This is a genomic window from Pseudomonas yamanorum (assembly GCF_013386765.1).
Taxonomy (GTDB): domain Bacteria; phylum Pseudomonadota; class Gammaproteobacteria; order Pseudomonadales; family Pseudomonadaceae; genus Aquipseudomonas; species Aquipseudomonas yamanorum_A.
Map to the genome: position 1 here is coordinate 323,313 of NZ_JACARE010000017.1, position 24,729 is coordinate 348,041.

General features: G+C 61.1%; 22 protein-coding genes and 1 other RNA gene. 18 read left to right on the forward strand and 5 right to left on the reverse strand.

Features of this window, described 5'->3' with window-relative positions; all coding sequences use genetic code 11:
* Positions 1–25: 25 nt before the first annotated feature.
* From HX875_RS12990 to HX875_RS13005, 4 genes are all read right to left on the reverse strand, one after another.
* Entirely contained in the window at positions 26–607 is a 582-nt protein-coding gene (locus HX875_RS12990) for a BON domain-containing protein (RefSeq protein WP_088423809.1), read from the reverse strand.
* Positions 604–1,197 carry a phosphoheptose isomerase gene (locus tag HX875_RS12995; protein WP_003216190.1) on the reverse strand — a complete coding sequence of 198 codons (594 nt, stop codon included), beginning with the start codon at positions 1,195–1,197 and terminating at the stop codon, positions 604–606. Before HX875_RS12995 ends, HX875_RS12990 begins: the two co-directional genes overlap by 4 nt.
* Before the next feature lie 92 nt (positions 1,198–1,289).
* Positions 1,290–1,661: a YraN family protein gene (locus HX875_RS13000; RefSeq protein ID WP_177043474.1), complete on the reverse strand. Its 372-nt coding sequence runs from the start codon at positions 1,659–1,661 to the stop codon at positions 1,290–1,292.
* Positions 1,661–3,472: a penicillin-binding protein activator gene (locus tag HX875_RS13005; protein ID WP_177043475.1), complete on the reverse strand. Its 1,812-nt coding sequence runs from the start codon at positions 3,470–3,472 to the stop codon at positions 1,661–1,663. The genes HX875_RS13000 and HX875_RS13005 overlap by 1 nt, the downstream gene beginning before the upstream one ends.
* A gap of 176 nt (positions 3,473–3,648) precedes the next feature.
* Between HX875_RS13005 and rsmI the strand changes: the two genes are divergently transcribed.
* The 18 genes from rsmI (at position 3,649) to lpxC (ending at position 23,156) form a co-directional block, all read left to right on the forward strand.
* The gene (gene rsmI / locus HX875_RS13010) at positions 3,649–4,554 is read left to right on the forward strand and encodes a 16S rRNA (cytidine(1402)-2'-O)-methyltransferase (RefSeq protein ID WP_177043476.1); all 906 of its coding nucleotides are present in this window, start codon (positions 3,649–3,651) and stop codon (positions 4,552–4,554) included.
* 95 nt (positions 4,555–4,649) lie between these two features.
* Positions 4,650–5,003: RNase P RNA component class A (gene rnpB / locus HX875_RS13015), an RNA gene on the forward strand.
* Between the two features lie 355 nt (positions 5,004–5,358).
* Complete coding sequence (gene mraZ / locus HX875_RS13020) at positions 5,359–5,814, forward strand: division/cell wall cluster transcriptional repressor MraZ (RefSeq protein WP_122427928.1); 456 nt, start codon at positions 5,359–5,361, stop codon at positions 5,812–5,814.
* A complete protein-coding gene (gene rsmH, locus HX875_RS13025; RefSeq protein ID WP_010170491.1) occupies positions 5,811–6,758 on the forward strand; it encodes a 16S rRNA (cytosine(1402)-N(4))-methyltransferase RsmH in 948 nt (315 codons plus the stop codon). Before mraZ ends, rsmH begins: the two co-directional genes overlap by 4 nt.
* Positions 6,755–7,048 carry a cell division protein FtsL gene (gene ftsL, locus HX875_RS13030; RefSeq protein WP_016974244.1) on the forward strand — a complete coding sequence of 98 codons (294 nt, stop codon included), beginning with the start codon at positions 6,755–6,757 and terminating at the stop codon, positions 7,046–7,048. Before rsmH ends, ftsL begins: the two co-directional genes overlap by 4 nt.
* The gene (locus HX875_RS13035) at positions 7,048–8,790 is read left to right on the forward strand and encodes a peptidoglycan D,D-transpeptidase FtsI family protein (RefSeq protein WP_177043520.1); all 1,743 of its coding nucleotides are present in this window, start codon (positions 7,048–7,050) and stop codon (positions 8,788–8,790) included. The genes ftsL and HX875_RS13035 overlap by 1 nt, the downstream gene beginning before the upstream one ends.
* Positions 8,790–10,253, forward strand: coding sequence for a UDP-N-acetylmuramoyl-L-alanyl-D-glutamate--2,6-diaminopimelate ligase (locus HX875_RS13040; RefSeq protein WP_177043477.1), 1,464 nt, complete (start codon positions 8,790–8,792; stop codon positions 10,251–10,253). Before HX875_RS13035 ends, HX875_RS13040 begins: the two co-directional genes overlap by 1 nt.
* Positions 10,246–11,616 carry a UDP-N-acetylmuramoyl-tripeptide--D-alanyl-D-alanine ligase gene (locus HX875_RS13045; RefSeq protein WP_177043478.1) on the forward strand — a complete coding sequence of 457 codons (1,371 nt, stop codon included), beginning with the start codon at positions 10,246–10,248 and terminating at the stop codon, positions 11,614–11,616. Before HX875_RS13040 ends, HX875_RS13045 begins: the two co-directional genes overlap by 8 nt.
* Positions 11,616–12,698, forward strand: a complete 1,083-nt coding sequence (mraY, locus tag HX875_RS13050; protein ID WP_008434230.1) for a phospho-N-acetylmuramoyl-pentapeptide-transferase — start codon at positions 11,616–11,618, stop codon at positions 12,696–12,698. The genes HX875_RS13045 and mraY overlap by 1 nt, the downstream gene beginning before the upstream one ends.
* Positions 12,699–12,704: 6 nt before the next feature.
* Positions 12,705–14,051 (forward strand): UDP-N-acetylmuramoyl-L-alanine--D-glutamate ligase, encoded by a 1,347-nt coding sequence (gene murD, locus HX875_RS13055; RefSeq protein WP_177043479.1) that lies wholly within the window; start codon positions 12,705–12,707, stop codon positions 14,049–14,051.
* Positions 14,048–15,271, forward strand: a complete 1,224-nt coding sequence (gene ftsW, locus HX875_RS13060; RefSeq protein ID WP_371131954.1) for a putative lipid II flippase FtsW — start codon at positions 14,048–14,050, stop codon at positions 15,269–15,271. Before murD ends, ftsW begins: the two co-directional genes overlap by 4 nt.
* Positions 15,261–16,331 carry an undecaprenyldiphospho-muramoylpentapeptide beta-N-acetylglucosaminyltransferase gene (gene murG / locus HX875_RS13065; protein WP_003216217.1) on the forward strand — a complete coding sequence of 357 codons (1,071 nt, stop codon included), beginning with the start codon at positions 15,261–15,263 and terminating at the stop codon, positions 16,329–16,331. Before ftsW ends, murG begins: the two co-directional genes overlap by 11 nt.
* Positions 16,324–17,769 carry a UDP-N-acetylmuramate--L-alanine ligase gene (gene murC, locus HX875_RS13070; RefSeq protein ID WP_177043480.1) on the forward strand — a complete coding sequence of 482 codons (1,446 nt, stop codon included), beginning with the start codon at positions 16,324–16,326 and terminating at the stop codon, positions 17,767–17,769. The genes murG and murC overlap by 8 nt, the downstream gene beginning before the upstream one ends.
* Positions 17,766–18,722, forward strand: a complete 957-nt coding sequence (locus HX875_RS13075) for a D-alanine--D-alanine ligase (protein ID WP_003216220.1) — start codon at positions 17,766–17,768, stop codon at positions 18,720–18,722. The genes murC and HX875_RS13075 overlap by 4 nt, the downstream gene beginning before the upstream one ends.
* Before the next feature lie 3 nt (positions 18,723–18,725).
* Positions 18,726–19,592: a cell division protein FtsQ/DivIB gene (locus HX875_RS13080; RefSeq protein WP_029615882.1), complete on the forward strand. Its 867-nt coding sequence runs from the start codon at positions 18,726–18,728 to the stop codon at positions 19,590–19,592.
* Positions 19,593–19,607: 15 nt separating this feature from the next.
* Complete coding sequence (gene ftsA, locus HX875_RS13085; RefSeq protein ID WP_003216224.1) at positions 19,608–20,870, forward strand: cell division protein FtsA; 1,263 nt, start codon at positions 19,608–19,610, stop codon at positions 20,868–20,870.
* Positions 20,871–20,935: 65 nt separating this feature from the next.
* Entirely contained in the window at positions 20,936–22,132 is a 1,197-nt protein-coding gene (gene ftsZ, locus HX875_RS13090; protein ID WP_010170471.1) for a cell division protein FtsZ, read from the forward strand.
* A 112-nt stretch (positions 22,133–22,244) separates the two neighbouring features.
* Positions 22,245–23,156, forward strand: a complete 912-nt coding sequence (lpxC, locus tag HX875_RS13095; RefSeq protein WP_003216227.1) for a UDP-3-O-acyl-N-acetylglucosamine deacetylase — start codon at positions 22,245–22,247, stop codon at positions 23,154–23,156.
* A gap of 53 nt (positions 23,157–23,209) precedes the next feature.
* On the opposite strand, the gene HX875_RS13100 is transcribed toward lpxC, so the two are convergent.
* A complete protein-coding gene (locus HX875_RS13100; RefSeq protein WP_177043481.1) occupies positions 23,210–24,712 on the reverse strand; it encodes a diguanylate cyclase in 1,503 nt (500 codons plus the stop codon).
* Positions 24,713–24,729 lie beyond the last annotated feature (17 nt).

Below are 24,729 nucleotides of genomic sequence, written 5' to 3' on the forward strand. Positions count from 1 at the left end.
CCTTTTTTGTGGCTGTTTGCTTACATCAGTCGATGTATTCGAACAGCTTCACGATCTTCTGTACGCCCGACACGCCTTGTACCAGGTTGGCGGCGCGGGTGGCTTCTGCCTGGGTCAGCAGGCCCATCATGTAGACGATGCCGTTATCGGTGACGATCTTGATCCGTGAGCCCGGAATCGCATTGTCGGTCAGCATCTGCGTCTTGATCTTGGTGGTCAGCAGGGCATCGTTGCTGATTGCCAGCAGTGTGATCGGGTCCATCACCTGCAGTTCGTTGTGGACCTTCTTGACCCGTTGAACGGTGGCGGCGGCTTGTTCAGCCTGGGCCTTCAGGTCGGCGCGCGGGGTTTGACCGGTGAGCAGTACCACACCGTTGAAGCTTACGACCACGATGCGCGAAGCGCCGTTGCCCAAGTCCGGAGCGGCCTTGGAAACGTTGACGGAAACCTTGGTTTCGATCAGCGAGTCGTCGATTTTGCTGCCGAAAGTGCGGGTGCCTTTATCGTCCTGGATAGGCGTGTCGCGGCTCGCTTCGATTACCGAGCTGCAGCCGCTGATGCCTAGGCACAGCGTGATTGCCAATAGGCTAAGGCGTTTAACGGTCATTCTTCACTCCCGAACAGTTGGCTGTCGATCAGATCGCACAGGCAGTGGATCGCCAGCAGGTGGACTTCCTGAATACGTGCGGTGACATTGGCCGGGACGCGAATTTCCACGTCTTCGGGCAACAGCAGCGAGGCCATGCCGCCGCCGTCGCGTCCGGTCAATGCTACGACAATCATTTCACGATCATGTGCGGCCTGGATCGCTTGAATAATGTTCGCCGAGTTACCGCTGGTGGAGATCGCCAGCAGTACGTCGCCCGGCTGGCCAAGGGCGCGAATCTGTTTGGAGAAGATTTCGTTGTAGCTGTAGTCGTTGGCGATCGAGGTGATCGTCGAGGTGTCGGTGGTCAGGGCGATGGCCGGCAGGCTCGGGCGCTCACGCTCGAAGCGGTTGAGCAGCTCGGAGGAGAAATGCTGGGCATCGCCGGCCGAACCGCCGTTGCCGCACGAAAGCATTTTGCCTTCGTTGAGCAAGGCGTTGACCATGACCTGACTGGCTTGCTCGATGTGCGGTGCAAGTACGTCCATCGCCTGTTGCTTGGTATCGATGCTGGCCTGGAAAAGCTGGCGAATTCGGGATTGCATGTCCATCTGTGTGACCTTAAGTAGCGCGGCTGTTTGGCACAGGAATGTGCAGCCCGCAAAGCAAAGAGCAAAAGTGTGCGGTGTAGATGTCCGGCGAATCAGCTGTCAAAGGCATCTTGCAGCCAGTTCAGATCGGCTGTTCCCCGGGGAGTGCTTTCTATGGCAACCACATCGAAACGGCAGGGGTGATCGGCCCAGCGACGCTCCTTGAGCAGGAAAAACTGCGCGGCGAGTATCAGCTTCTGGCGCTTGCGCCCGTCGATACTGGCGAGTGCGCCACCCCATTGTGCGTGTTTTCTGTAGCGGACTTCGACAAATACTACTGTATCGCCGTCAAGCATGACCAGATCAAGCTCGCCGCGCTTGCACAACCAGTTCTGCGCCAGGAGGCGCAGACCCTGTTGTTGCAGGTATTCGAGAGCTTGAAGTTCGGCGTCCCTGCCGCTTTGTGCGCTTGACCGCTCGGGCATCAGCGCGGGGTGTCAGGCAGGCGCTGGATATCACCGCCCACGAACTTCGCCCATGGCATCTGGCGATCAACGCGCTGGCTGGCACCGATGCCGAGGCTGCCGGAAAGACCGTCAACGCGAGTGTCCGGCAGCGCCTTGAGTTGCCCCAGGCGTGGCGCCAGGCGGTAGGCATCAACGCCCATCGCGTACAGGCGGCCCAGGCTGCCGTTGGCTTGTGGCCATTGGGCAGCGACCTGGTTGCGCAGCGGGTCGGTGGTATTCAGCAGCCAAGGAGTTTCGCAGAACATGACGTTGGTCATGTCCAGGTACTGGTTCTTGTCGCCGCTGGCGCTGAATACGTGGGACGTCGCATACACCGGCACATCACCGGCGTATTGGAAGTTCAGGGTCGGCTTGATCTGCTGGGCCAGTTGCGGGGTCACGGCCAGGAAGATGAACTCGATGTCCTGGCGGCGCGACGGCTGTGCGGAAACATCCGTACCTACCGTGCTTTGCAGGCTCTTGGCGCGGCCTTCGCTTTTGCGCAGCTGGAACAGGTCGGCAATCTGCTGGGCCAGGGCTACCGGCTGGTCGACGTATTCAACGCCTACCACGGTGCCGCCATTGGCTTCCCAATCCTGACGGAAGGCTTTGTAGACGCGCTCGCCCCATTCGCCTCTCGGCACCATGGCCGCGGCGCGGTGCAGGCCGTCGGCGCGGGCGCGACGGGATACCTCGCGGGCCTCGTCTTCAGCGGCCAGGCCGAACTGGAACAGTTGCGCCGGGTTCTGGTCGGCTTCGCTGTAGTTCAGGGCCAGGGTGGTGATAGGCAATTGCGGGCGGGCGCTGAGTTGCTTGACCAGCGGTTTTTCCAGCGGGCCGACCACCAGTTGCACGCCGGCGGCCTGGGCCTTGGCGTAGAAGTCGTCGATGGAGGTCAGGCGCGAGCTGTCATAGAACTCGATCACCGGCGGCTTCTGCCCGGCTTGTTCAGCCTGGTAGTGCGCGGCCATGAAGCCTTCACGCAGCGCTTTGGCAACGCCGGCCAGCGGGCCTTCCTGCGGCAGCAGCAGGGCGATCTTGTTCAGCGGCTGGCTGGCCAGTTGCTTGAGCTTGGTCAGCGGCTGCGGCAGTTGCGAGGCCGCCGGGTGGCCAGGGTTCTGGGCGCGCCAGGTATCGATGGCCGCCTGTTGTTGCTCCAGGGTGCCAGCACTCTTGACCGCCTGGGCCAGGCTGATCCAGCCGTCCAGCGTCGGGTTGCCGGTGGCTTGCAACTGCTCGGCAGGCAGGGCGGCAATCAATGCCCAGATAGCTTCGTGGTTGCTGTTATAGGCATCACCGGAGAGCAGCGGTGCCATGGCGACACGCTCGCGGGCGGCGGCCAGGGTCTGGCCGTCGGCCTCATAGGCGCGGGCATGCACGGTACCGGTACGGATCTGCTGCTCAGGCGGCAGTTCCTTAAGGCTTTGCAGGCTCGGGTGGTTCAACGCCGTCAATGCAGCCTTGGGCTGGTTGCGAGCCATTGCCAGTTCAGCCGACAAGGTGCTGGCAAATACCTGCGCCGCCGGTTTCAGGACGTCCAGCGGCACTTGGGCAAGAATCTGCGCCGAGCGTGCCGGGTTGTTTTGGTGGTACGCCAGGTCTGCCGCGCTCAAGCGCAACAGCGCGGCTTTTTCCGGGGTCTTGGCCGAAGCCGCCTGTTCGAGCAGTTGCTCGATGCTGGCATCCGGGGTCCGGGGGAGGTCGCCAAGGCTGGACGAGGGCGAGCTGGCGCAAGCCGCCAACAGGGCAGCGAGGCAGAGGGCAGAGAACAGCCGCAGGCAAGCGATCATGTAAGTGTTCCTGATACCGATCAAATTAGCGTGGAATTGTACCCAAGCACTGGCCGGGGCGCGATGTTACTGGCGTGAAACCGTCTATTTAGGTCGTGTAAATGTTGCAACAGCCTACAGATGGCTGAAATGGAGCCCGCCCGGAGGGCATATTTTCAAGGCGTCTACGCGCTACAATGTGGCTTTTGCCAATCATCGAGGTGTGCGCTTTGACTGCTCCAGGTCCTTTGAATTCCACTGCAGGCTCGCTTTTTGTCGTGGCGACGCCCATTGGCAACCTGGACGACATCAGTGCGCGGGCGCTGAAAGTGTTGCGCGACGTAAAATTGATCGCTGCCGAAGACACTCGGCATTCCCAGCGGTTGATGCAGCATTTTGGCATTCCAACACCTCTGGCCGCGTGCCATGAGCATAACGAGCGTGAAGAAGGCAGCCGTTTCATCACCCGCCTGTTGGCGGGCGATGATGTGGCCTTGATCTCGGATGCGGGTACACCGCTGATTTCCGATCCCGGTTATCACCTGGTTCGCCAGGCGCGGGCTGCTGGTATCAATGTAGTGCCTGTTCCGGGAGCGTGCGCGCTGATTGCGGCATTGTCGGCGGCTGGCTTGCCATCGGACCGTTTTATCTTTGAAGGCTTCCTGCCGGCCAAGGCAGTCGGGCGCCGGGCGCGCCTGGAACTGGTAAAGGAAGAGCCGCGCACGCTGATTTTCTACGAAGCCCCGCACCGCATCCTTGAGTGCCTGCAAGACATGGAGCTGGTGTTCGGTGGCGATCGCCTGGCGCTGCTGGCGCGGGAAATAACCAAGACCTTCGAGACCCTCAAGGGCCTGCCGCTGGAAGAGCTGCGTGCGTTCGTCGAAGGCGACAGCAATCAGCAACGTGGCGAATGCGTGGTGCTGGTGGCGGGCTGGTCGGCGCCGGAAAGTGAAGACGCCGTGGGCAGTGAGGCGATGCGCATTCTGGATCTGCTGCTCAAGGAGATGCCATTGAAGCGTGCGGCGGCCCTGGCTGCGGAAATTACCGGTGTGCGCAAGAACGTGTTGTATCAAGTCGCGCTGGATAAACAAAAGAGCGAATAGTTCCGGCTTTCAGCCTGCACTCCGTCTGAACATGATGGCATTAGTGTCTTTTAATACTTGTTCTAAGGCCGCCGTGCCGTTAACCTGCGCGGCGGAGAGTCGATTGGACAGTCGCTGCCTTCTATGAAAATTAGAGGGGGGAGGAAAGTCCGGGCTCCATAGGGCGAAGTGCCAGGTAATGCCTGGGAGGCGTGAGCCTACGGAAAGTGCCACAGAAAATAACCGCCTAAGTACTTCGGTACCGGTAAGGGTGAAAAGGTGCGGTAAGAGCGCACCGCACGACTGGCAACAGTTCGTGGCTAGGTAAACCCCACTTGGAGCAAGACCAAATAGGGTCCCAAGGCGTGGCCCGCGCTGGGACCGGGTAGGTTGCTAAAGATGTCCAGTGATGGCCATCGTAGACGAATGACTGTTCAAGACAGAACCCGGCTTACAGATCGACTCTCCACCTTTTTTCCTTCTGTCCGAATCTCGGGCAGGAACCTGGTAGTAACGCGAGAATCCCTCCCTGCTGAATCATTAGCAGATGCGTCTTCGTAATACCGAAAAAATCTTACTCTTAATAAATTACTTTAACTTTAAGCCCTAGCTCTTTGAGCTATTTGGCGTTGTTGAGTCAAAATCGCCGTCGAACTCTCGTTTCTCCTCCCTTTACTCTCCTAAATCTCCGTTCTGTAAGGCTTTTCCTTGAATCCGCGCCTTGACGGTGTGGTGGGCGCATTCCTATAGTGTGCGCAAGTGGCGGAAAGTGGCACAAAGTGGGTTTTTTGAACGTAAAACGCTAAAATTTGGAGAAACGCATCTGTGTTTCGCGGAGCTAACGCTATCAGTCTCGATGCAAAAGGCCGTCTCGCCATGCCGAGCCGGTATCGTGACGAGCTGATTTCGCGAAGTTCCGGACAGTTAATCATCACCATCGATGCCGTTGACCCTTGTTTATGTGTTTACCCGCTCGATGAGTGGGAGCTGATTGAAACCAAGTTGCGTGCGCTGCCTTCCCTGCGTGAAGAGAACCGCCGCCTGCAACGTTTGCTGATTGGTAATGCCGTCGACCTCGAACTCGATGGCAGTGGTCGTTTCCTGGTTCCACCGCGTCTGCGCGACTACGCCAAGCTGGACAAGCGCGCAATGCTGGTAGGCCAACTGAACAAGTTCCAATTGTGGGACGAAGATGCCTGGGATGCTGTTTCTGCAGCTGACCTGGCTGCTATTCAACAACCGGGCGCCATGCCTGATGAACTGCGTGATTTGATCCTGTGACTATTGATAGCGGCTTTAACCACATCACCGTACTGCTTGACGAAGCCGTTGAGGCTCTCGCCGTACGCGCGGATGGCTGCTATCTGGATGGCACCTTTGGCAGAGGCGGGCACAGTCGGCTGATCCTCAGCCAGCTTGGCTCGGACGGAAAGCTCCTCGGGTTCGACAAAGACCCTCAAGCGATTGCCACCGGGCAAGCGCTAGCGGCCGAAGACGGCCGCTTTGTCGTTGTGCAGCGCAGCTTTGCCGAGCTCGGCGCAGAAGTCGCCGAGCGGGGCATGGCAGGCAAGGTGGCTGGGGTTCTGCTGGATCTGGGCGTGTCTTCGCCCCAGCTGGACGACCCTGAGCGCGGCTTCAGTTTCATGAACGATGGCCCGCTGGATATGCGCATGGACCCAAGCCGTGGCATCAGCGCCGCGCAGTTCATCGCCACCGCACCCCACGAAGAAATCACCCGTGTGTTCAAGGAATACGGCGAAGAGCGCTTCGCCGGCCGCATGGCGCGTGCCGTGGTCGAGCGCCGGGAAATCCAGCCGTTCGAACGCACCGCCGACCTGGCCGAAGTGCTGAAAGTCGCCAACCCTGCGTGGGAAAAGGGCAAGAACCCGGCGACCCGCGCGTTCCAGGGCCTGCGTATTCACGTCAACAACGAATTGGGCGACCTGGAAGCCGGCCTCGAAGCCGCTCTGGATGCGCTGGAAGTGGGTGGTCGCCTGGTGGTGATCAGCTTCCACTCCCTGGAAGACCGCATCGTCAAATTGTTCATGCGTCGTCTGGTCAAGGGCGAATCCGACAACTTGCCGCGCAACCTGCCGGTACGTTACGAAGCCTTTGTGCCGAAAATCAAAATCCATGGCAAAGCGCAGTTCGCTTCCGAAGCCGAACTCAAGGCCAACCCACGTGCCCGTAGCGCTGTCATGCGCGTTGCGGAGAAGTTGCGGTGAGCAAGCTTTTCGCCAAGCCCCTTCCGGGCGGCAGCTTCTTTATGTTGCTGTTGTTTATTGGCGTGCTGGTGTCCGCAATTGCGGTGTCCTACAGCGCCCACTACAACCGCCAACTGCTCAATACCCTGTACGGGGAGTTGAGTGTGCGCGACAAGGCGCAGGCGGAGTGGGGGCGTTTGATCCTCGAGCAAAGCACCTGGACCGCCCACAGCCGCATCGAAGTGCTGGCCACTGAACAACTGAAGATGCACATCCCGGGCGCTGCAGAAGTTCGCATGGTGGCGCCATGATGAAACTTGAGGGCGCACTCTACCCATGGCGTTTCCGTGTAGTGATGGGGTTGCTGGCAGTGATGGTGGGTGCGATTGCCTGGCGGATTGTCGACCTGCAAGTGGTAGACCGTGACTTCCTGATCGGCCAGGGCGATGCCCGCAGCCTGCGTCATATCCCGATCCCTGCGCACCGCGGCCTGATCACCGACCGTAACGGCGAGCCCCTGGCCGTCAGTACCCCGGTGACCACCCTGTGGGCCAACGCCAAGGAAATGCAGACCGCCAAGGACAAGTGGCCGCAACTGGCTGCCGCCCTGGGCCAGGACCCGAAAGCCCTGAGCGAACGCCTTGAAGCTCAGGCCAATAAAGAATTCATCTACCTGGTTCGCGGGCTCACCCCCGAACAAGGCCAGCAAGTGCTCGACCTTAAAGTCCCCGGTGTCTATGGCATCGAGGAATTTCGGCGTTTCTACCCGGCCGGCGAAACCACTGCCCATATGGTGGGCTTCACCGACATTGATGATCACGGTCGCGAAGGCGTCGAGCTTGCCTACGACGAATGGCTGGCCGGGGTTCCCGGCAAACGACAGGTCATCAAGGATCGGCGCGGCAGACTGATCAAGGATGTCCAGGTCACCAAAAACGCCAAGGCCGGTAAGCCCTTGGCGTTGTCGATTGACCTGCGCCTGCAATACCTGGCCAACCGTGAGCTGCGTAACGCCATCATCGAGAACGGCGCGAAAGCCGGCAGCCTGGTGATCATGGACGTGAAGACCGGCGAGATTCTCGCCATGGTCAACCAGCCGACCTACAACCCCAACAACCGTCGCAACCTGCAACCGGCGATGATGCGCAACCGCGCCATGATCGACGTGTTCGAGCCGGGTTCGACCATGAAAGCCATCTCCATGAGTGCCGCCCTGGAAACCGGGCGCTGGAAGCCGGCCGACAAGGTCGAGGTTTACCCGGGTACCCTGCAGTTGGGCAAATACACCATTCGTGACGTGTCGCGCACCGAAGGTCCGGTGCTGGATTTGACAGGTATCCTGATCAACTCCAGTAACGTGGGCATGAGTAAGGTCGCCTTCGATATCGGCGGCGAAGCCATCTACCACCTCGCACAGAAAGTCGGCCTGGGGCAACCCACCGGCCTCGACTTCCCGGGCGAGCGTGTGGGCAACCTGCCGAACTACCGCGACTGGAAAAAGGCCGAGACGGCCACGCTTTCCTACGGTTATGGCCTGTCGGTCACCGCGATCCAGCTGGCCCACGCCTTCTCGGTACTGGCCAACAACGGTCGCATGGTGCCGCTGAGCCTGATCCACCTGGACGCGGCACCGCCTGCGACCCAGGTGATCCCGGAAAACGTCGCCAAGACCATGCAAGGCATGCTGCAACAAGTGATCGAAGCCCCGCGCGGCGTATTCCGTGCCCAGGTGCCGGCGTATCACGTGGCAGGCAAGTCCGGTACTGCGCGTAAAACCGCCGTGGGTACCAAGGGCTACGCCGAAAACTCCTATCGCTCGCTGTTCGCAGGCTTCGGCCCGATGAGCGATCCGCGTTACGCCATCGTCGTGGTGATCGATGAGCCGAGCAAAGCCGGCTACTTCGGTGGCCTGGTATCGGCGCCGGTGTTCAGCAAAGTGATGTCCGGGACGCTGCGCCTGATGAACATCACCCCGGACAACCTGCCAGCGACCCAACAAGCGAATGCCGGACCGCCGGCCGCTGCTGCAAAAGCCAATGGAGGGCGCGGCTGATGTCTCTTAGCCTGAACAAGATTTTTGCCCACGCTGGCCGCGACCTGCTGATTCGCGAGTTGACCCTGGACAGCCGTAACGTGCGTGCCGGTGACCTGTTCCTGGCAGTGCCGGGCGGCAAGTTCGATGGCCGTGACCATATCGCCGATGCATTAAAGCGCGGCGCTGCGGCAGTGGCTTATGAAGTGGAAGGCGCCACCGTGTTGCCTATCACCGACGTGCCTTTGATTCCGGTCAAGGGCCTGGCGGCGCAGTTGTCGGACATCGCCGGGCGCTTTTATGGCGACCCGAGCCGCACCCTGAACCTGGTGGGCGTGACCGGTACCAACGGCAAGACCAGCGTGACCCAACTGGTCGCCCAGGCGCTTGACCTGCTGGGCCAGCATTGCGGCATCGTCGGCACCCTGGGCACTGGTTTCTATGGCGCGCTGCAAAGCGGCCTGCACACCACGCCCAACCCGATTGCCGTGCAAGCGACCCTGGCCGACCTGAAAAAGGCCGGTGCCAAGGCAGTTGCCATGGAAGTCTCGTCCCACGGTCTGGACCAGGGCCGCGTCACTGCCCTGGCGTTCGACGTGGCGGTGATGACCAACCTGTCCCGCGATCACCTGGATTACCACGGCACCATGGAGGCGTACGCCGCCACCAAGGCCCGGCTGTTTGCCTGGAATGACCTGAAGTGCCGCGTCGTCAACCTGGACGACGAATTCGGTCGCCAACTGGCCGCCGCCAAAGGTGACGGTCGCCTGATCAGCTACAGCCTGGAAGACGCCAGCGCCTACCTGTATTGCCGTGAAGCCACCTTTGATGACGAAGGCGTGCGCGCCACCTTGGTCACGCCCCAGGGCGAGCACCATTTGCGCAGCACCTTGCTCGGACGTTTCAACCTGAGCAACGTCTTGGCCGCCATCGGCGCCTTGCTCGGCCTGGATTACGCCCTGGACGAGATCCTGCGGGTGCTGCCGAAGCTGGAAGGCCCGGCCGGTCGCATGCAGCGCCTTGGTGGCGGTACTCAGCCGCTGGTGGTGGTCGATTACGCCCACACGCCGGACGCCCTTGAAAAAATCCTGCTGGCCCTGCGTCCCCATGCCAAGGGCAAGTTGCTGTGCCTGTTCGGCTGTGGCGGTGACCGCGATCGCGGCAAGCGCCCGCTGATGGCTGAAATCGTCGAGCGCCTGGCCGATGGTGTGCTCGTCACTGACGACAACCCGCGCAGCGAAGACCCAAGCCAGATTTTCGATGATATTCGTGTCGGCTTCAAAGAGGCGACCAAGGCCACTTTCGTTGCCGGTCGCGGTGCAGCCATCGCCCAATTGATCGCCAGCGCCAGCGCTGACGACGTGGTGGTACTGGCCGGCAAAGGTCACGAGGACTACCAGGAAATCAACGGCGAGCGTCACGCTTTCTCCGATCTGGTCGAGGCCGATCACGCCTTGACCGCATGGGAGGTGGCCCATGCTTAAGGCTCTGAAATTCAGCGAACTGACCCAGGCATTGTCGGCCCGTGTGTTGTCGGCTGATTGCAGCTTTGACGGCGTGAGTATCGACAGCCGGACAATCAAGCCCGGGCAACTGTTTGTCGCCTTGGCCGGCCCTACGTTTGATGGTCATGACTATCTGAATGACGTCGCCGCCAAGGGCGCTGCCGGTGCCTTGGTGCAGCGCGAAGTCGCTGACTCGACGCTGCCGCAATTGCTGGTGGCCGACACCCGCCTGGCCCTCGGCCAACTGGGTGCCCTGAACCGCGCCGCTTTCACCAAGCCGGTTGCGGCGATCACCGGTTCCAGCGGCAAAACCACGGTCAAGGAATTGCTGGCTGGGATCCTGCGCACTCGCGGCCCGGTCCTGGCGACCCGTGGCAACCTGAACAATGATTTCGGCGCTCCGCTGACCCTGCTGGAACTGGCCCCGGAACACACGGCGGCGGTGATCGAGCTGGGTGCTTCGCGCATCGGCGAAATCGCTTACACCGTGGCCATGACCAAACCTCACGTCGCGGTGATCAGCAACGCCGGTACCGCCCACGTTGGCGAGTTCGGCGGCCCTGAAAAGATCGTCGAAGCCAAGGGCGAAATCCTTGAAGGCCTCGACGCATCCGGCACTGCGGTGCTGAACCTCGACGATAAAGCCTTCGAAACCTGGCGTGTACGTGCCGCCGGTCGCAAGGTGTTGAGCTTCGCGGTGCATAACGCCGCTGCCGATTTCCATGCCTCGAATATCAAAGCCGACGCTCGTGGCTGCCCGGCCTTCACCCTGCACACCCCGCAAGGTGACGAGCACGTACAGCTGAACCTGCTGGGCAACCATAACGTGGCGAACGCCCTGGCCGCCGCTGCTGCTGCCCATGTGCTGGGCTTGTCGTTGTTTGGCATCGCCACCGGCCTCGGCGCGGTGCAACCGGTCAAGGGCCGCACCGTCGCGCAACTGGCCAGCAACGGCATGCGCGTGATTGATGACACCTACAACGCCAACCAGTCCTCGATCTGTGCCGCCATCGACCTGCTGACCGCCTTTGACGGTCGCAAGGTGCTGGTGCTGGGAGACATCGCCGAACTGGGCGAGTGGGCTGAACAGTCTCATCGCGAAGTCGGCGCGTATGCGCTCGGCAAGGTCGACGCCCTGTACGCCGTTGGACCGAACATGCTCCACGCCGTAGACAGCTTCGGGCCGGGCGCCAGGCATTTCGCCAGCCAAGCCGAGCTGATCCAGGCATTGGGTGCGGCTGAACAAGACAAACACACCACTATTTTGATCAAGGGATCGCGCAGCGCGGTGATGGAAAACGTCGTCGTGGCCTTGTGTGGCTCAAGTACGGAGAAACATTAATGCTGCTGCTGCTGGCTGAGTATCTGCAACAGTTCCACAAAGGCTTCGCGGTCTTTCAGTACCTGACCCTGCGCGGGATTCTGGGTGTGCTGACCGCGCTGTCGTTGTCGCTGTTCCTCGGGCCATGGATGATCCGTACCCTGCAAAACCTGCAGATCGGCCAGTCCGTGCGCAACGACGGCCCGCAGTCGCACCTGTCCAAATCCGGCACCCCGACCATGGGCGGCGCGTTGATCCTGTCGTCCATCGGCATCAGTACGCTGTTGTGGGCTGACCTGCATAACCGCTACGTGTGGACCGTGCTGCTGGTGACCCTGCTGTTCGGTGCCATTGGCTGGGTGGATGACTACCGCAAGGTGATCGAGAAGAACTCCAAGGGGCTGCCGAGCCGCTGGAAGTATTTCTGGCAGTCGGTGTTCGGCCTGGGCGCGGCGATCTTCCTGTTCATGACTGCGCCAAGCGCGGTGGAAACCACCCTGATCATCCCGATGCTCAAGGATGCCAGCATTCCACTGGGCGTCGGCTTCGTGGTGCTGACCTACTTCGTGATCGTCGGCTCCAGCAACGCGGTCAACCTGACCGACGGCCTCGACGGGCTGGCGATCATGCCGACGGTGATGGTGGGCGGCGCGCTCGGCATCTTCTGCTACCTGTCGGGTAACGTGAAATTCGCTGAATACCTGCTGATCCCTTATGTACCGGGCGCGGGCGAACTGATTGTGTTCTGCGGCGCGCTGATCGGTGCCGGCCTGGGTTTCCTGTGGTTCAACACCTATCCGGCACAAGTCTTCATGGGAGACGTCGGCGCACTGGCGCTGGGCGCGGCCCTGGGCACCATCGCGGTGATCGTCCGTCAGGAAATCGTCCTGTTCATCATGGGCGGTGTGTTCGTGATGGAAACCCTGTCGGTGGTGATCCAGGTTGCCTCCTTCAAATTGACCGGGCGCCGCGTGTTTCGCATGGCGCCGATTCACCACCACTTTGAACTCAAGGGCTGGCCTGAGCCGCGGGTGATTGTCCGTTTCTGGATTATCACCGTGATTCTGGTTCTGTTCGGCCTTGCCACCCTGAAACTGAGGTAGAAACGAGTGTCCCTGATCGCTTCAGACCACTTCCGCATCGTTGTCGGCCTCGGCAAGAGCGGCATGTCCCTGGTTCGCTTCCTGGCGAACCGGGGCACGTCGTTTGCCGTGGCTGATACGCGGGAAAATCCACCGGAGCTGGTCACGCTGCGCCGTGACTACCCGCACGTGGAAGTGCGTTGTGGCGAGCTGGATGTCGAGTTTCTGTGCCGTGCCGACGAGCTCTACGTGAGCCCCGGCCTGGCGCTCGCGACCCCGGCCCTGCAAGCGGCGGCGGCCCGTGGCGTGAAGTTGTCCGGCGATATCGAGCTGTTCGCGCGTAACGCGAAGGCGCCGATCGTGGCTATCAGCGGTTCCAACGCAAAAAGCACCGTCACCACCCTGGTGGGCGAGATGGCGACTGCGGCCGGCAAGCGCGTGGCAGTGGGCGGCAACCTCGGTACGCCGGCGCTGGACCTGCTCAGCGACGACGTCGAGCTGTACGTGATGGAACTGTCGAGCTTCCAGCTGGAAACCACTGACCAGCTCAACGCTGAAGTGGCCACCGTGCTGAACGTCAGCGAAGACCACATGGACCGCTACAGCGGCCTGCCGGCGTATCACCTGGCCAAGCACCGGATCTTCCGTGGTGCGCGGCAAGTGGTGGTCAACCGTCAGGATGCCCTGAGCCGTCCATTGATCGGCGAAGGTTTGCCGTGCTGGACCTTCGGCCTGAACAAACCTGATTTCAAGGCCTTCGGTCTTCGGGAAGAGAACGGCGAGAAATACCTGGCCTTCGAATTCCAGAACCTGATGCCGGTGCGCGAGCTGAAAATCCGTGGCGCCCATAACCAGGCCAACGCCCTGGCTGCATTGGCGCTTGGCCATGCGGTCGGCTTGCCGTTCGACGCCATGCTGTCGGCCCTGCGCACCTTTGCCGGGCTTGAGCATCGCTGTCAGTGGGTTCGCGACCTGGATGGCGTCGGCTACTACAACGATTCCAAGGCCACCAACGTCGGTGCGGCGCTCGCTGCCATCGAGGGGTTGGGTGCCGATATCAAAGGCAAGGTCGTGCTGATCGCCGGTGGCGATGGCAAGGGTGCCGACTTCAAGGACCTTAAAGGCCCAGTCGCTGCCAACTGCCGCGCCGTGGTGTTGATGGGCCGTGATTCCGGCTTGATCGCCGATGCCCTGGGCGACGCCGTACCGCAGGTGCGTGCGCAGTCCCTGGACGATGCCATCGCTCAATGCCGGGCCCTGGCCCAACCGGGTGATGTGGTGCTGCTGTCGCCTGCCTGCGCCAGTTTCGACATGTTCAAGAACTACGAAGAGCGCGGCCAGCTGTTCGCCCGCGCCGTGGAGGCCTTGGCATGAGTATCAATTTGCGGAACATCATCAAGCCGTACCCGTCGCCGATCATTACCGGGCGCGGTATCGACCTGGATTTCCCGATGCTCGCCGGTTGCCTCGCGCTGCTGGGCCTGGGCCTGGTGATGATCACCTCGGCTTCCTCGGAAGTGGCCGCGGTGCAGTCGGGCAACACCCTTTACATGATGATCCGTCACCTGGTGTACCTGGTGATCGGCCTCGGTGCGTGCATCGTCACCATGATGATCCCGATCGCCACCTGGCAGCGCCTGGGCTGGCTGATGCTGGTGGGCGCGTTCGGCCTGTTGATCATGGTGATCCTGCCCGGCATCGGGCGTGAGGTGAACGGTTCGATGCGCTGGATCGGCTTCGGTGCGTTCAACGTGCAGCCGTCGGAAATCGCCAAGGTGTTCGTGGTGATCTACCTCGCCGGTTACCTGGTGCGGCGCCAGAAAGAAGTGCGCGAAAGCTGGATGGGCTTCTTCAAGCCGTTCATCGTGCTGCTGCCCATGGCCGGTCTGTTGTTGATGGAACCGGACTTCGGCGCCACCGTCGTGATGATGGGGGCTGCGGCGGCGATGCTGTTCCTTGGTGGCGTGGGCCTGTTTCGCTTCACCTTGATGGTGGTGCTGGCAGTGGCCGCCGTGACGATTCTGGTGCAGGCGCAACCCTATCGGATGGCGCGTCTGATTACCTTTACCGACCCGTGGTCCGATCAGTTCGGTTCCGGCTACCAGCTGACCCAGGCGTTGATCGCCTTCGGTCGCGGCGAGTGGCTGGGTGTGGGCCTGGGCAACAGTGTGCAGAAGCAGTTCTACCTGCCGGAAGCCCACACCGACTTCGTGTTCTCGGTACTCGCCGAAGAACTGGGCGTGGTCGGTTCTCTGTGCACCGTCGCGCTGTTCGTGTTCGTGTGTGTACGCGGCATGTACATCGGCTTGTGGGCCGAAAAGGCCAAGCAATATTTCGCCGCGTACGTGGCGTACGGCTTGTCGTTCCTGTGGATCGGCCAGTTCCTGATCAACATCGGGGTGAACGTCGGCCTGCTGCCGACCAAGGGCCTGACTTTGCCGTTCCTCAGTTACGGCGGCAGTTCGTTGGTGATTTGCTGCGCCTGTCTCGGGTTGTTGCTGCGCATCGAGTGGGAGAGTCGAACCCACCTGGGCAGCGAAGAGATGGAGTTCAGCGAAAGCGACTTCGCCGAGGAGCCGACCCATGGGCGCTAACGTGCTGATCATGGCGGGCGGCACCGGTGGCCATGTGTTCCCGGCGCTGGCCTGTGCCCGCGAATTCCAGAATCGTGGCTACACCGTGCATTGGCTCGGCACGCCCCGTGGCATCGAAAACGATCTGGTACCGAATGCCGGCTTGCCCCTGCATTTGATCAACGTCACCGGCCTGCGTGGCAAGGGCAAGTTGTCCCTGCTCAAGGCGCCGTTCGTGTTGCTCAAGGCGGTGTGGCAAGCGCGCAAGGTCATCCGCGAAGTGAAGCCGGTGTGCGTGCTGGGCTTTGGTGGCTACGTCACCGGTCCTGGTGGCGTTGCGGCCAGGCTCGCTGGCGTGCCGGTGATCGTCCACGAGCAGAATGCCGTGGCCGGCACCGCCAACCGCCTGCTGGTGCCGCTGGCTGCCCGGGTGTGCGAGGCGTTCCCGAAAACCTTTGGTGCCGCAGACAAGCTGCGCACCACCGGCAACCCGGTGCGTACAGAACTGTTCATGGACATCGCCCGCCAGCCATTGGCTGGTCGCAAGGCGCACCTGTTGATCCTGGGCGGAAGCCTGGGGGCCGAACCCTTGAACAAATTGCTGCCTGAAGCGGTGTCGCAACTCCCTGTGGAGCTGCGCCCCGAGATCTTCCATCAGGCCGGCAAGAACCACGATGAAGTGACCGCCACGCGCTACCGCGATGCGGGCGTGGAGGCGAATGTGCAGCCCTTCATCAAAGACATGGCCCAAGCCTATGGCTGGGCCGACCTGGTGGTCTGTCGCGCAGGCGCGTTGACCGTCAGTGAACTGGCTGCCGCCGGTCTGCCGTCCTTGCTGGTGCCTTTGCCCCATGCGATCGACGATCACCAGACCCGCAACGCCGAATATTTGGCCGGGGAGGGCGCTGCCTTCCTGCTGCCGCAAAGAACGACTGGCGCCGCCGATTTGGCCGCACGCCTGACCGAGGTTTTGATGCAACCGGAACGACTGAACAGCATGGCGAGCACCGCAAGCCGCCTTGCCAAACCTGATGCAACCCGCACCGTGGTCGATATCTGCCTGGAGGTGGCCCATGGTTGAGAATCAGAAAGCCATGCCACAACCGGAAATGCGCCGCATCCGTCGCATCCACTTCGTCGGCATCGGCGGCGTGGGCATGTGCGGGATCGCCGAAGTGTTGTTGAACCTGGGTTACCAGGTGTCTGGCTCCGACCTGAAAATGTCGCCGGTCACCGAGCGCCTGGAATCGTTTGGCGCGAAAATCTTTATCGGCCACCGTGCCGAGAACGCTGCCGAAGCCGACGTGTTGGTGGTTTCCAGTGCCGTGAACACCTCCAACCCGGAAGTGGCCACTGCCCTTGAGCGCCGCATTCCCGTGGTGCCGCGTGCCGAAATGCTCGCCGAGCTGATGCGCTACCGCCACGGCATCGCCGTCGCCGGTACCCACGGCAAGACCACCACCACCAGCCTGATCGCCTCGGTGTTCGCCGCCGGTGGCCTGGACCCGACGTTCGTCATCGGTGGCCGCCTGAATGCAGCCGGCACCAATGCACAGCTGGGTACCAGCCGTTACCTGATCGCCGAAGCCGATGAGAGCGACGCCAGCTTCCTGCACCTGCAGCCACTGGTGGCCGTGGTGACCAACATCGACGCCGACCACATGGCGACCTACGACGGTGACTTCAACAAACTGAAGAAAACCTTCGTCGAATTCCTGCACAACCTGCCGTTCTACGGTTTGGCCGTGGTGTGCCTGGACGATCCGGTGGTGCGTGAGATCCTGCCGCTGGTCAAACGTCCGACCGTGACCTACGGCTTCAGCGAAGACTGCGACGTGCGCGCAATCAATGTGCGCCAGCAGGGCATGCAGACCTTCTTCACCGTGCTGCGCCCTGACCGCGAGCCGCTGGATGTCTCGGTGAACATGCCGGGCAACCACAACGTACTCAACTCCCTGGCGACCATCTGCATCGCCTCCGACGAAGGCGTCAGCGATGAAGCCATCGTTGAAGGCCTGTCGGGTTTTGCCGGTGTGGGGCGTCGCTTCCAGGTCTACGGCGAACTGCCGGTGGACGGCGGCAACGTGATGCTGGTGGACGACTACGGCCACCATCCGACCGAGGTCGCGGCGGTGATCAAGGCCGTACGCGGTGGCTGGCCGGAGCGTCGCCTGGTGATGGTGTATCAGCCGCACCGCTACAGCCGTACCCGCGATCTGTACGACGATTTCGTCAATGTACTGGCGGACGCCAACGTGTTGCTGCTGATGGAAGTCTACCCGGCCGGTGAAGAACCGATCCCCGGCGCCGACAGCCGCAAGCTGTGCAACAGCATCCGCCAGCGCGGCCAACTGGACCCGATCTACATCGAGCGTGGTGTGGACCTGGCGCCGATCGTCAAGCCGCTGCTGCGTGCCGGCGACATCCTGCTGTGCCAGGGTGCCGGTGATATCGGTGGTCTCGCGCCTAAATTGCTGGCAAGCCCGCTCTTTGCCGCTACGCAGGGGAAGTCTAAATGACCACTGACTACGGCTCCCTGTTCTCGACGATTCAACCTGCCGACTTCGGCCGCGTTGCGGTGCTGTTCGGTGGCAAGAGCGCCGAGCGTGAAGTGTCGCTGAAGTCCGGCAATGCCGTACTGGAAGCGCTGCAGAGCGCCGGTGTGAATGCGTTCGGCATCGATGTAGGCGATGACTTCCTGTCGCGCCTGCAGGCCGAGAAAATCGATCGCGCGTTCATCATCCTTCACGGCCGTGGCGGTGAAGACGGCAGCATGCAGGGCCTGCTGGAGTGCCTGGGCATTCCGTACACCGGCAGCGGCATCCTGGCTTCGGCGCTGGCCATGGACAAGTTGCGCACCAAACAGGTGTGGCACAGCCTGGGTATTCCGACCCCGCGTCACAGCGTGCTGTGCAGCGAAGACGATTGTATTTCTGCAGCCAAGGAACTGGGCCTGCCTTTGATCGTCAAACCAGCCCATGAAGGCTCCAGTATCGGCATGGCTAAAGTGAACTCAGCCGCCGAATTGATTGACGCATGGAAAGCGGCCAGTACCTACGATTCGCAAGTGTTGGTGGAACAGTGGATTCAAGGTCCCGAGTTCACCATCGCTACTCTGCGTGGCCAGGTATTGCCGCCTATCGCATTGGGCACGCCCCACACCTTTTACGACTACGACGCCAAGTACGTGGCTTCCGATACCCAGTACCGGATCCCGTGCGGCCTCGACGCAGCCAAGGAACAGGAATTGATGGACCTCACGGCGAAAGCCTGTGAGGCGCTGGGTATTGCCGGTTGGGCACGGGCAGACGTGATGCAGGATGACCAAGGGAATTTCTGGTTCCTTGAAGTCAACACCGCACCGGGCATGACCGACCACAGCCTGGTACCCATGGCCGCTCGTGCCGCCGGTCTGGACTTCCAGCAGTTGGTGCTGGCGATCCTGGCCGCAAGCATTGAGCCACGAGGCTAAACCATGAACGGCGCATCGCTTCGTCATCAGCAACCCGCTCCCGGCCGCAAGCCGGTGCCGCGTGGTGCCAGCCGAATGGTGGCTAAAGAGCCGATGTCGGCGCGCATGCCGAAAGCCAACTTTGGTTTTCTCAAGGCGCTGTTCTGGCCGGTGATTCTGGTGGCGTTGGGTTTTGGTACGTACGAAGGCGCCCAGCGTCTGTTGCCGTATGCCGACCGGCCGATCACCAAGATCAGCGTGCAGGGCGACTTGAGCTACATCAGCCAGCAGGCCGTGCAGCAGCGAATCGCCCCGTTTGTGGCGTCGAGCTTCTTCACCATCGACCTGGCCGGCATGCGTTCCGAACTGGAACAGATGCCATGGATTGCCCACGCCGAAGTACGTCGCGTGTGGCCGGATCAAGTGACGATCCGCCTGGAAGAACAACTGCCCGTGGCCCGTTGGGGAGATGGGCAGTTATTGAACAACCAGGGCCAGGCGTTTGCGCCGCGCGAAGTGGCGAATTACGAGCACCTGCCGCAGCTGTTCGGGCCGCAGCGGGCGCAGCAGCAAGTGATGCAGCAGTACCAGGCGTTGAGCCAGATGCTGCGGCCGTTGGGTTTCTCGATTGCGCGACTGGAATTGCGTGAGCGGGGCAGCTGGTTTTTGACCACGGGTGCAGGCAGTTCCGGCCCGGGTATCGAGTTGTTGCTGGGACGCGGCAACCTGGTAGAGAAGATGCGCCGTTTTATCGCCATCTATGAAAAGACCTTGAAAGAACAGATTACGAACATTGCGAGCATCGACCTGCGTTACGCCAACGGCCTTGCCGTCGGCTGGCGGGCCCCTGCGGCGCCCACGGCAGCGCAACCTGCTGTCGCGAAGAATTAAGAAGAGGCAGGACCCATGGCAAACGTGCAAAGCGGCAAAATGATCGTCGGTCTGGATATCGGCACCTCCAAGGTGGTGGCGCTGGTAGGCGAGGTCGCGGACGACGGCACGCTGGAAATCGTCGGAATCGGCACGCATCCGTCCCGGGGCCTGAAGAAGGGCGTGGTGGTGAATATTGAATCCACCGTGCAATCGATCCAGCGCGCCATCGAAGAAGCGCAGCTGATGGCCGGTTGCCGGATTCACTCGGCATTCGTCGGCGTTGCCGGCAACCACATCCGCAGCCTGAATTCCCACGGCATCGTGGCGATTCGCGACCGTGAAGTCAGCTCGGCTGACCTGGAGCGGGTACTCGACGCAGCGCAAGCCGTGGCGATCCCGGCTGACCAGCGCGTGCTGCACACCTTGCCGCAGGACTACGTGATCGATAACCAGGAAGGCGTTCGCGAGCCTTTGGGCATGTCGGGCGTACGTCTGGAAGCCAAGGTTCACGTGGTGACCTGCGCCGTCAATGCTGCACAGAACATTGAAAAATGCGTGCGCCGCTGCGGCCTGGAAATCGACGACATCATTCTCGAGCAGTTGGCTTCGGCCTACTCGGTACTGACCGACGACGAAAAAGAACTGGGCGTGTGCCTGGTGGACATCGGCGGCGGCACCACCGACATCGCGATCTTTACCGAGGGTGCGATCCGTCACACCGCCGTGATCCCGATTGCCGGTGACCAGGTGACCAACGACATCGCGATGGCGTTGCGCACACCGACCCAGTACGCCGAAGAAATCAAGATCCGTTACGCCTGCGCCCTGGCCAAGCTGGCCGGTGCCGGTGAAACCATCAAGGTGCCGAGCGTGGGCGACCGTCCACCGCGCGAACTGTCGCGCCAGGCATTGGCCGAGGTGGTCGAGCCGCGCTACGACGAACTGTTCACCCTGATCCAGGCTGAACTGCGCCGCAGCGGCTACGAAGATTTGATCCCGGCCGGCATCGTGCTGACCGGTGGCACCTCGAAGATGGAAGGCGCGGTCGAACTGGCCGAGGAAATCTTCCACATGCCGGTCCGCCTGGGCGTGCCCCATGGTGTGAAAGGCCTTGGCGACGTGGTGCGCAACCCGATTTATTCCACCGGTGTGGGCTTGCTGTTGTACGGGCTGCAAAAGCAGACCGACGGCATTTCCCTGTCGGGCCCGAGCAACCGTGACAGCTACAGAAGCGACGACGAAGCGAAAGCGCCGTTGTTCGAGCGGTTGCAGGCTTGGGTGAAAGGCAATTTCTAAAGATTTACCGCAACACCGTTTCAAGCAGTAGGCGAAAAAACTAGAGAAATGAAAGGAGAGGGAAAATGTTCGAACTCGTAGACAACATCCCCGCAAGCCCGGTCATCAAAGTGATCGGCGTCGGCGGTGGCGGCGGCAACGCTGTCAACCACATGGTCAAAAGCAACATTGAAGGCGTTGAATTCATCTGCGCCAACACTGACGCCCAGGCCCTCAAAAGCATCGGTGCACGCACCATCCTGCAATTGGGCACAGCCGTGACCAAGGGCCTGGGTGCCGGCGCGAATCCGGAAGTCGGCCGTCAAGCCGCCCTGGAAGACCGCGAGCGCATTGCTGAAGTGCTGCAAGGCACCAACATGGTGTTCATCACCACAGGCATGGGCGGTGGTACCGGTACCGGTGCTGCGCCGATCATTGCCGAAGTGGCCAAGGAAATGGGGATCCTGACGGTTGCCGTCGTGACCCGTCCGTTCCCGTTCGAAGGTCGCAAACGCATGCAGATCGCCGATGAAGGCATCCGTCTGCTGTCCGAAAGCGTCGACTCGTTGATCACCATTCCCAACGAGAAGCTGCTGACCATCCTCGGCAAGGACGCAAGCCTCTTGTCGGCTTTCGCCAAGGCTGACGATGTACTGGCCGGTGCCGTTCGCGGTATCTCCGACATCATCAAGCGTCCGGGCATGATCAACGTCGACTTTGCCGACGTACGTACCGTGATGAGCGAAATGGGCATGGCGATGATGGGCACTGGCTGCGCCAGCGGTCCGAACCGTGCACGTGAAGCCACTGAAGCGGCCATCCGCAACCCGTTGCTCGAAGACGTGAACCTGCAAGGCGCACGCGGCATCCTGGTGAACATCACCGCCGGTCCTGACCTGTCCCTGGGTGAGTACTCCGACGTGGGTAGCATCATCGAAGCCTTCGCTTCCGAGCACGCCATGGTCAAGGTCGGTACTGTTATCGATCCGGACATGCGCGACGAACTGCACGTGACCGTTGTTGCGACCGGCCTGGGTGCAAAAATCGAGAAGCCTGTGAAGGTCATCGACAATACCGTCCATACCAGCCACGCCAGCCAGCAAGCTGCCGCTCCAGCGCCTGCGCGCCAGGAACTGCCGTCTGTGAACTATCGTGACCTGGATCGTCCGACCGTGATGCGCAACCAGGCTCAGGCCGGTGCTGCTGCGTCCCGTAGCCCGAATCCGCAAGATGACCTGGACTACCTGGACATCCCGGCTTTCCTGCGTCGTCAGGCCGATTAATGGAATGTATCAGGGCTATGAAGGTGATTGGTGTTCAGCAAAGGTCTGGTCTGCTATTATCGCCAGCCTTTGTTGATACCAGTTCGCAATTTGCGCTGAAGCGGTCCAAGCCATGATTAAACAACGCACCCTGAAGAATATTATCCGTGCCACAGGTGTAGGTCTGCACTCCGGGGAGAAGGTATACCTGACCCTCAAGCCCGCACCTGTCGACACCGGCATCGTGTTTGTTCGTGCCGACCTGGACCCTGTGGTGCAGATTCCTGCTCGCGCGGAAAATGTTGGCGAAACCACGATGTCGACCACGTTGGTCAACGGTGACGTCAAAGTGGACACGGTGGAGCACTTGCTCTCGGCCATGGCCGGTCTGGGCATCGATAACGCCTACGTCGAGCTCTCCGCGTCCGAAGTCCCAATCATGGATGGCAGCGCCGGACCCTTCGTATTCTTGATTCAATCTGCCGGCCTGGAAGAACAGGACGCAGCCAAGAAGTTCATTCGCATTCTGCGGGAAGTGACAGTAGAAGACGGCGACAAGCGCGCCACCTTCGTCCCGTTCGAAGGCTTTAAAGTGAGCTTTGAGATCGATTTCGATCACCCGGTATTCCGTGACCGCACACAAAGTGCAAGCGTGGATTTTTCCAGCACTTCGTTCGTAAAAGAAGTCAGCCGCGCCCGTACCTTTGGTTTCATGAGTGACATCGAGTACCTGCGCAAGCACAACCTCGCACTCGGCGGCAGCGTTGAAAACGCCATTGTGGTCGACGCGGATGGTGTACTGAACGAAGACGGCCTTCGCTATGAAGACGAATTCGTGAAGCACAAGATCCTCGATGCAATCGGTGACCTCTACCTGCTGGGCAATAGCCTGATAGGCGAGTTCAAAGGCTTCAAGTCGGGCCACGCACTGAACAACCAACTGCTGCGCAAGCTGATTGCACAGACAGATGCCTGGGAAGTCGTGACCTTCGAAGATGCCAGCACCGCACCGATCTCTTACATGCGTCCCGTCGCGGCGGTGTAAGTAACAACTCTCTTTCCTTTTGTTTTTAAAGGCTGCCTTCGGGTGGCCTTTTTTTATGCCAGGGTTTTTGCATCAATGATGCGGTTGCGCCCGGTGTGCTTGGCTTCGTACAACGCCTGATCGGCGCTGAGCAGCAATTCTTCCAGGGTGGTACGGCTGCGCCTGGTCCAGGTACTGAGGCCAATGCTGACGGTAATCGGCACCGTATCCCCTCCCACCCGTGGCAGGTGCTCGACGCTGCTGCGGATATGTTCGGCAATCAACAACGCACCCTGGCTGTCGGTGTGCGGCAGCACCACTGCAAACTCTTCACCGCCATAACGGGCCGCAAGGTCGGCCGGGCGGCGGATATTGCCCTCGACCACCTGCGCCACCGTGCGCAATGCCTCGTCACCACCTTGATGGCCATGCCGGTCATTGAAGGCCTTGAAGTGGTCCACATCAATCATCAGCACGGTCAATGGTTCGCCTGAACGCTGGGCGCGGTCCCATTCCAGGCGCAGGCGATGGTCCAGGGTGCGACGGTTGGCCAGGCCTGTCAGGGCATCGGTGGCTGCCAGTTCTGACAGCACCTGCTCGGCACGGTGGCGCCGGCGCAGCTCCATGCAGAGCATCCAGGTCAGCCACAGCAGGCCGATGCACAAAATCCCGGTGGCACCGCTGATCACCAGTGCCGCACGCTTCCAGGGGGCGAATATGTCGTTGGTGGACAGGGCAACCACGACAATCAGTGGCAAATCCCCCACGGTCGAGAACGTGTAGAGGCGGTTCTCCTTATCCACGCTGGAGTCGCCACGAAAGCTGCCGTCACGCTCGTGGAGTATGCGCGCCACGTTCGGGCGCTGGCTGAGGTCCTTGTCGATCATGTCCCGTTCCAGCAACGGCTGTTGAGCCAGCAGGATGCCTTGCTGGTTGATCAGGTTGATGGTGCTGTCGTTGCCGATATTCAGGCTTCGAAACAGTTGCTGGAAATACGACAGGCGCATGGAGGCCACGGCAACTCCCAGGAATCGCCCGTCGGGCCCGGAAACCCGGCGGCTGAACGCGATGCGCCATTGGTCGTCACACACGCAGCGCGCGACGAAGGGCCGGCTGATGAACAGGCCCAGGTCGGGGTTCTTCCTGTGGGCCTGAAAGTAGTCACGGTCGGCAAAATTGGCGGCGATGGGCGTCAGCAGCGAAGAGTCGGCAATCACCTCGCCGTTCTTGTCCAGCAGCAGGATATCGCCCTTGTACGGCGCGGCTTCCGAGCGGTCGAACAGCACCAGGTGACGAATGCTGGCCGATACACCGGCCAGATCCGTGCGTTCGGTGGCTGCGATCAGGCCTTTGATCGATAAGTCGTACAGCTCGACGTTACGCAGCACGTCGGCATCGATCAGTTGCGTGATGTTATTGGCCGTACGCTGGGCAGTCTGCAACGTGTTGGTGTGTTCGCGAATCAGCAACCCCGCGACCACCAGCAGGATCAGCAGCACCGTGACGCAACTGCCGATAATCAGCAGACGCTCCGGGCGGTGGGTAGGGCGGGGCGGGCGGGTGGTGCTTGGGCTCATCGGGCGTACTTCTGCTT

Coding starts and splice junctions, on each gene's coding strand:
- lpxC (WP_003216227.1), top strand. CDS start 22,245: ATGATTAAACAACGCACCCTGAAGAATATTATCCGTGCCACAGGTGTA.
- mraY (WP_008434230.1), top strand. CDS start 11,616: ATGCTGCTGCTGCTGGCTGAGTATCTGCAACAGTTCCACAAAGGCTTC.
- HX875_RS13040 (WP_177043477.1), top strand. CDS start 8,790: ATGTCTCTTAGCCTGAACAAGATTTTTGCCCACGCTGGCCGCGACCTG.
- HX875_RS13080 (WP_029615882.1), top strand. CDS start 18,726: ATGAACGGCGCATCGCTTCGTCATCAGCAACCCGCTCCCGGCCGCAAG.
- ftsA (WP_003216224.1), top strand. CDS start 19,608: ATGGCAAACGTGCAAAGCGGCAAAATGATCGTCGGTCTGGATATCGGC.
- HX875_RS13005 (WP_177043475.1), bottom strand. CDS start 3,472: ATGATCGCTTGCCTGCGGCTGTTCTCTGCCCTCTGCCTCGCTGCCCTG.
- ftsW (WP_371131954.1), top strand. CDS start 14,048: ATGAGTATCAATTTGCGGAACATCATCAAGCCGTACCCGTCGCCGATC.
- HX875_RS13035 (WP_177043520.1), top strand. CDS start 7,048: ATGAAACTTGAGGGCGCACTCTACCCATGGCGTTTCCGTGTAGTGATG.
- rsmI (WP_177043476.1), top strand. CDS start 3,649: ATGTGGCTTTTGCCAATCATCGAGGTGTGCGCTTTGACTGCTCCAGGT.
- ftsZ (WP_010170471.1), top strand. CDS start 20,936: ATGTTCGAACTCGTAGACAACATCCCCGCAAGCCCGGTCATCAAAGTG.
- HX875_RS13045 (WP_177043478.1), top strand. CDS start 10,246: ATGCTTAAGGCTCTGAAATTCAGCGAACTGACCCAGGCATTGTCGGCC.
- murG (WP_003216217.1), top strand. CDS start 15,261: ATGGGCGCTAACGTGCTGATCATGGCGGGCGGCACCGGTGGCCATGTG.
- murC (WP_177043480.1), top strand. CDS start 16,324: ATGGTTGAGAATCAGAAAGCCATGCCACAACCGGAAATGCGCCGCATC.
- HX875_RS12990 (WP_088423809.1), bottom strand. CDS start 607: ATGACCGTTAAACGCCTTAGCCTATTGGCAATCACGCTGTGCCTAGGC.
- HX875_RS13000 (WP_177043474.1), bottom strand. CDS start 1,661: ATGCCCGAGCGGTCAAGCGCACAAAGCGGCAGGGACGCCGAACTTCAA.
- HX875_RS12995 (WP_003216190.1), bottom strand. CDS start 1,197: ATGGACATGCAATCCCGAATTCGCCAGCTTTTCCAGGCCAGCATCGAT.
- HX875_RS13100 (WP_177043481.1), bottom strand. CDS start 24,712: ATGAGCCCAAGCACCACCCGCCCGCCCCGCCCTACCCACCGCCCGGAG.
- HX875_RS13075 (WP_003216220.1), top strand. CDS start 17,766: ATGACCACTGACTACGGCTCCCTGTTCTCGACGATTCAACCTGCCGAC.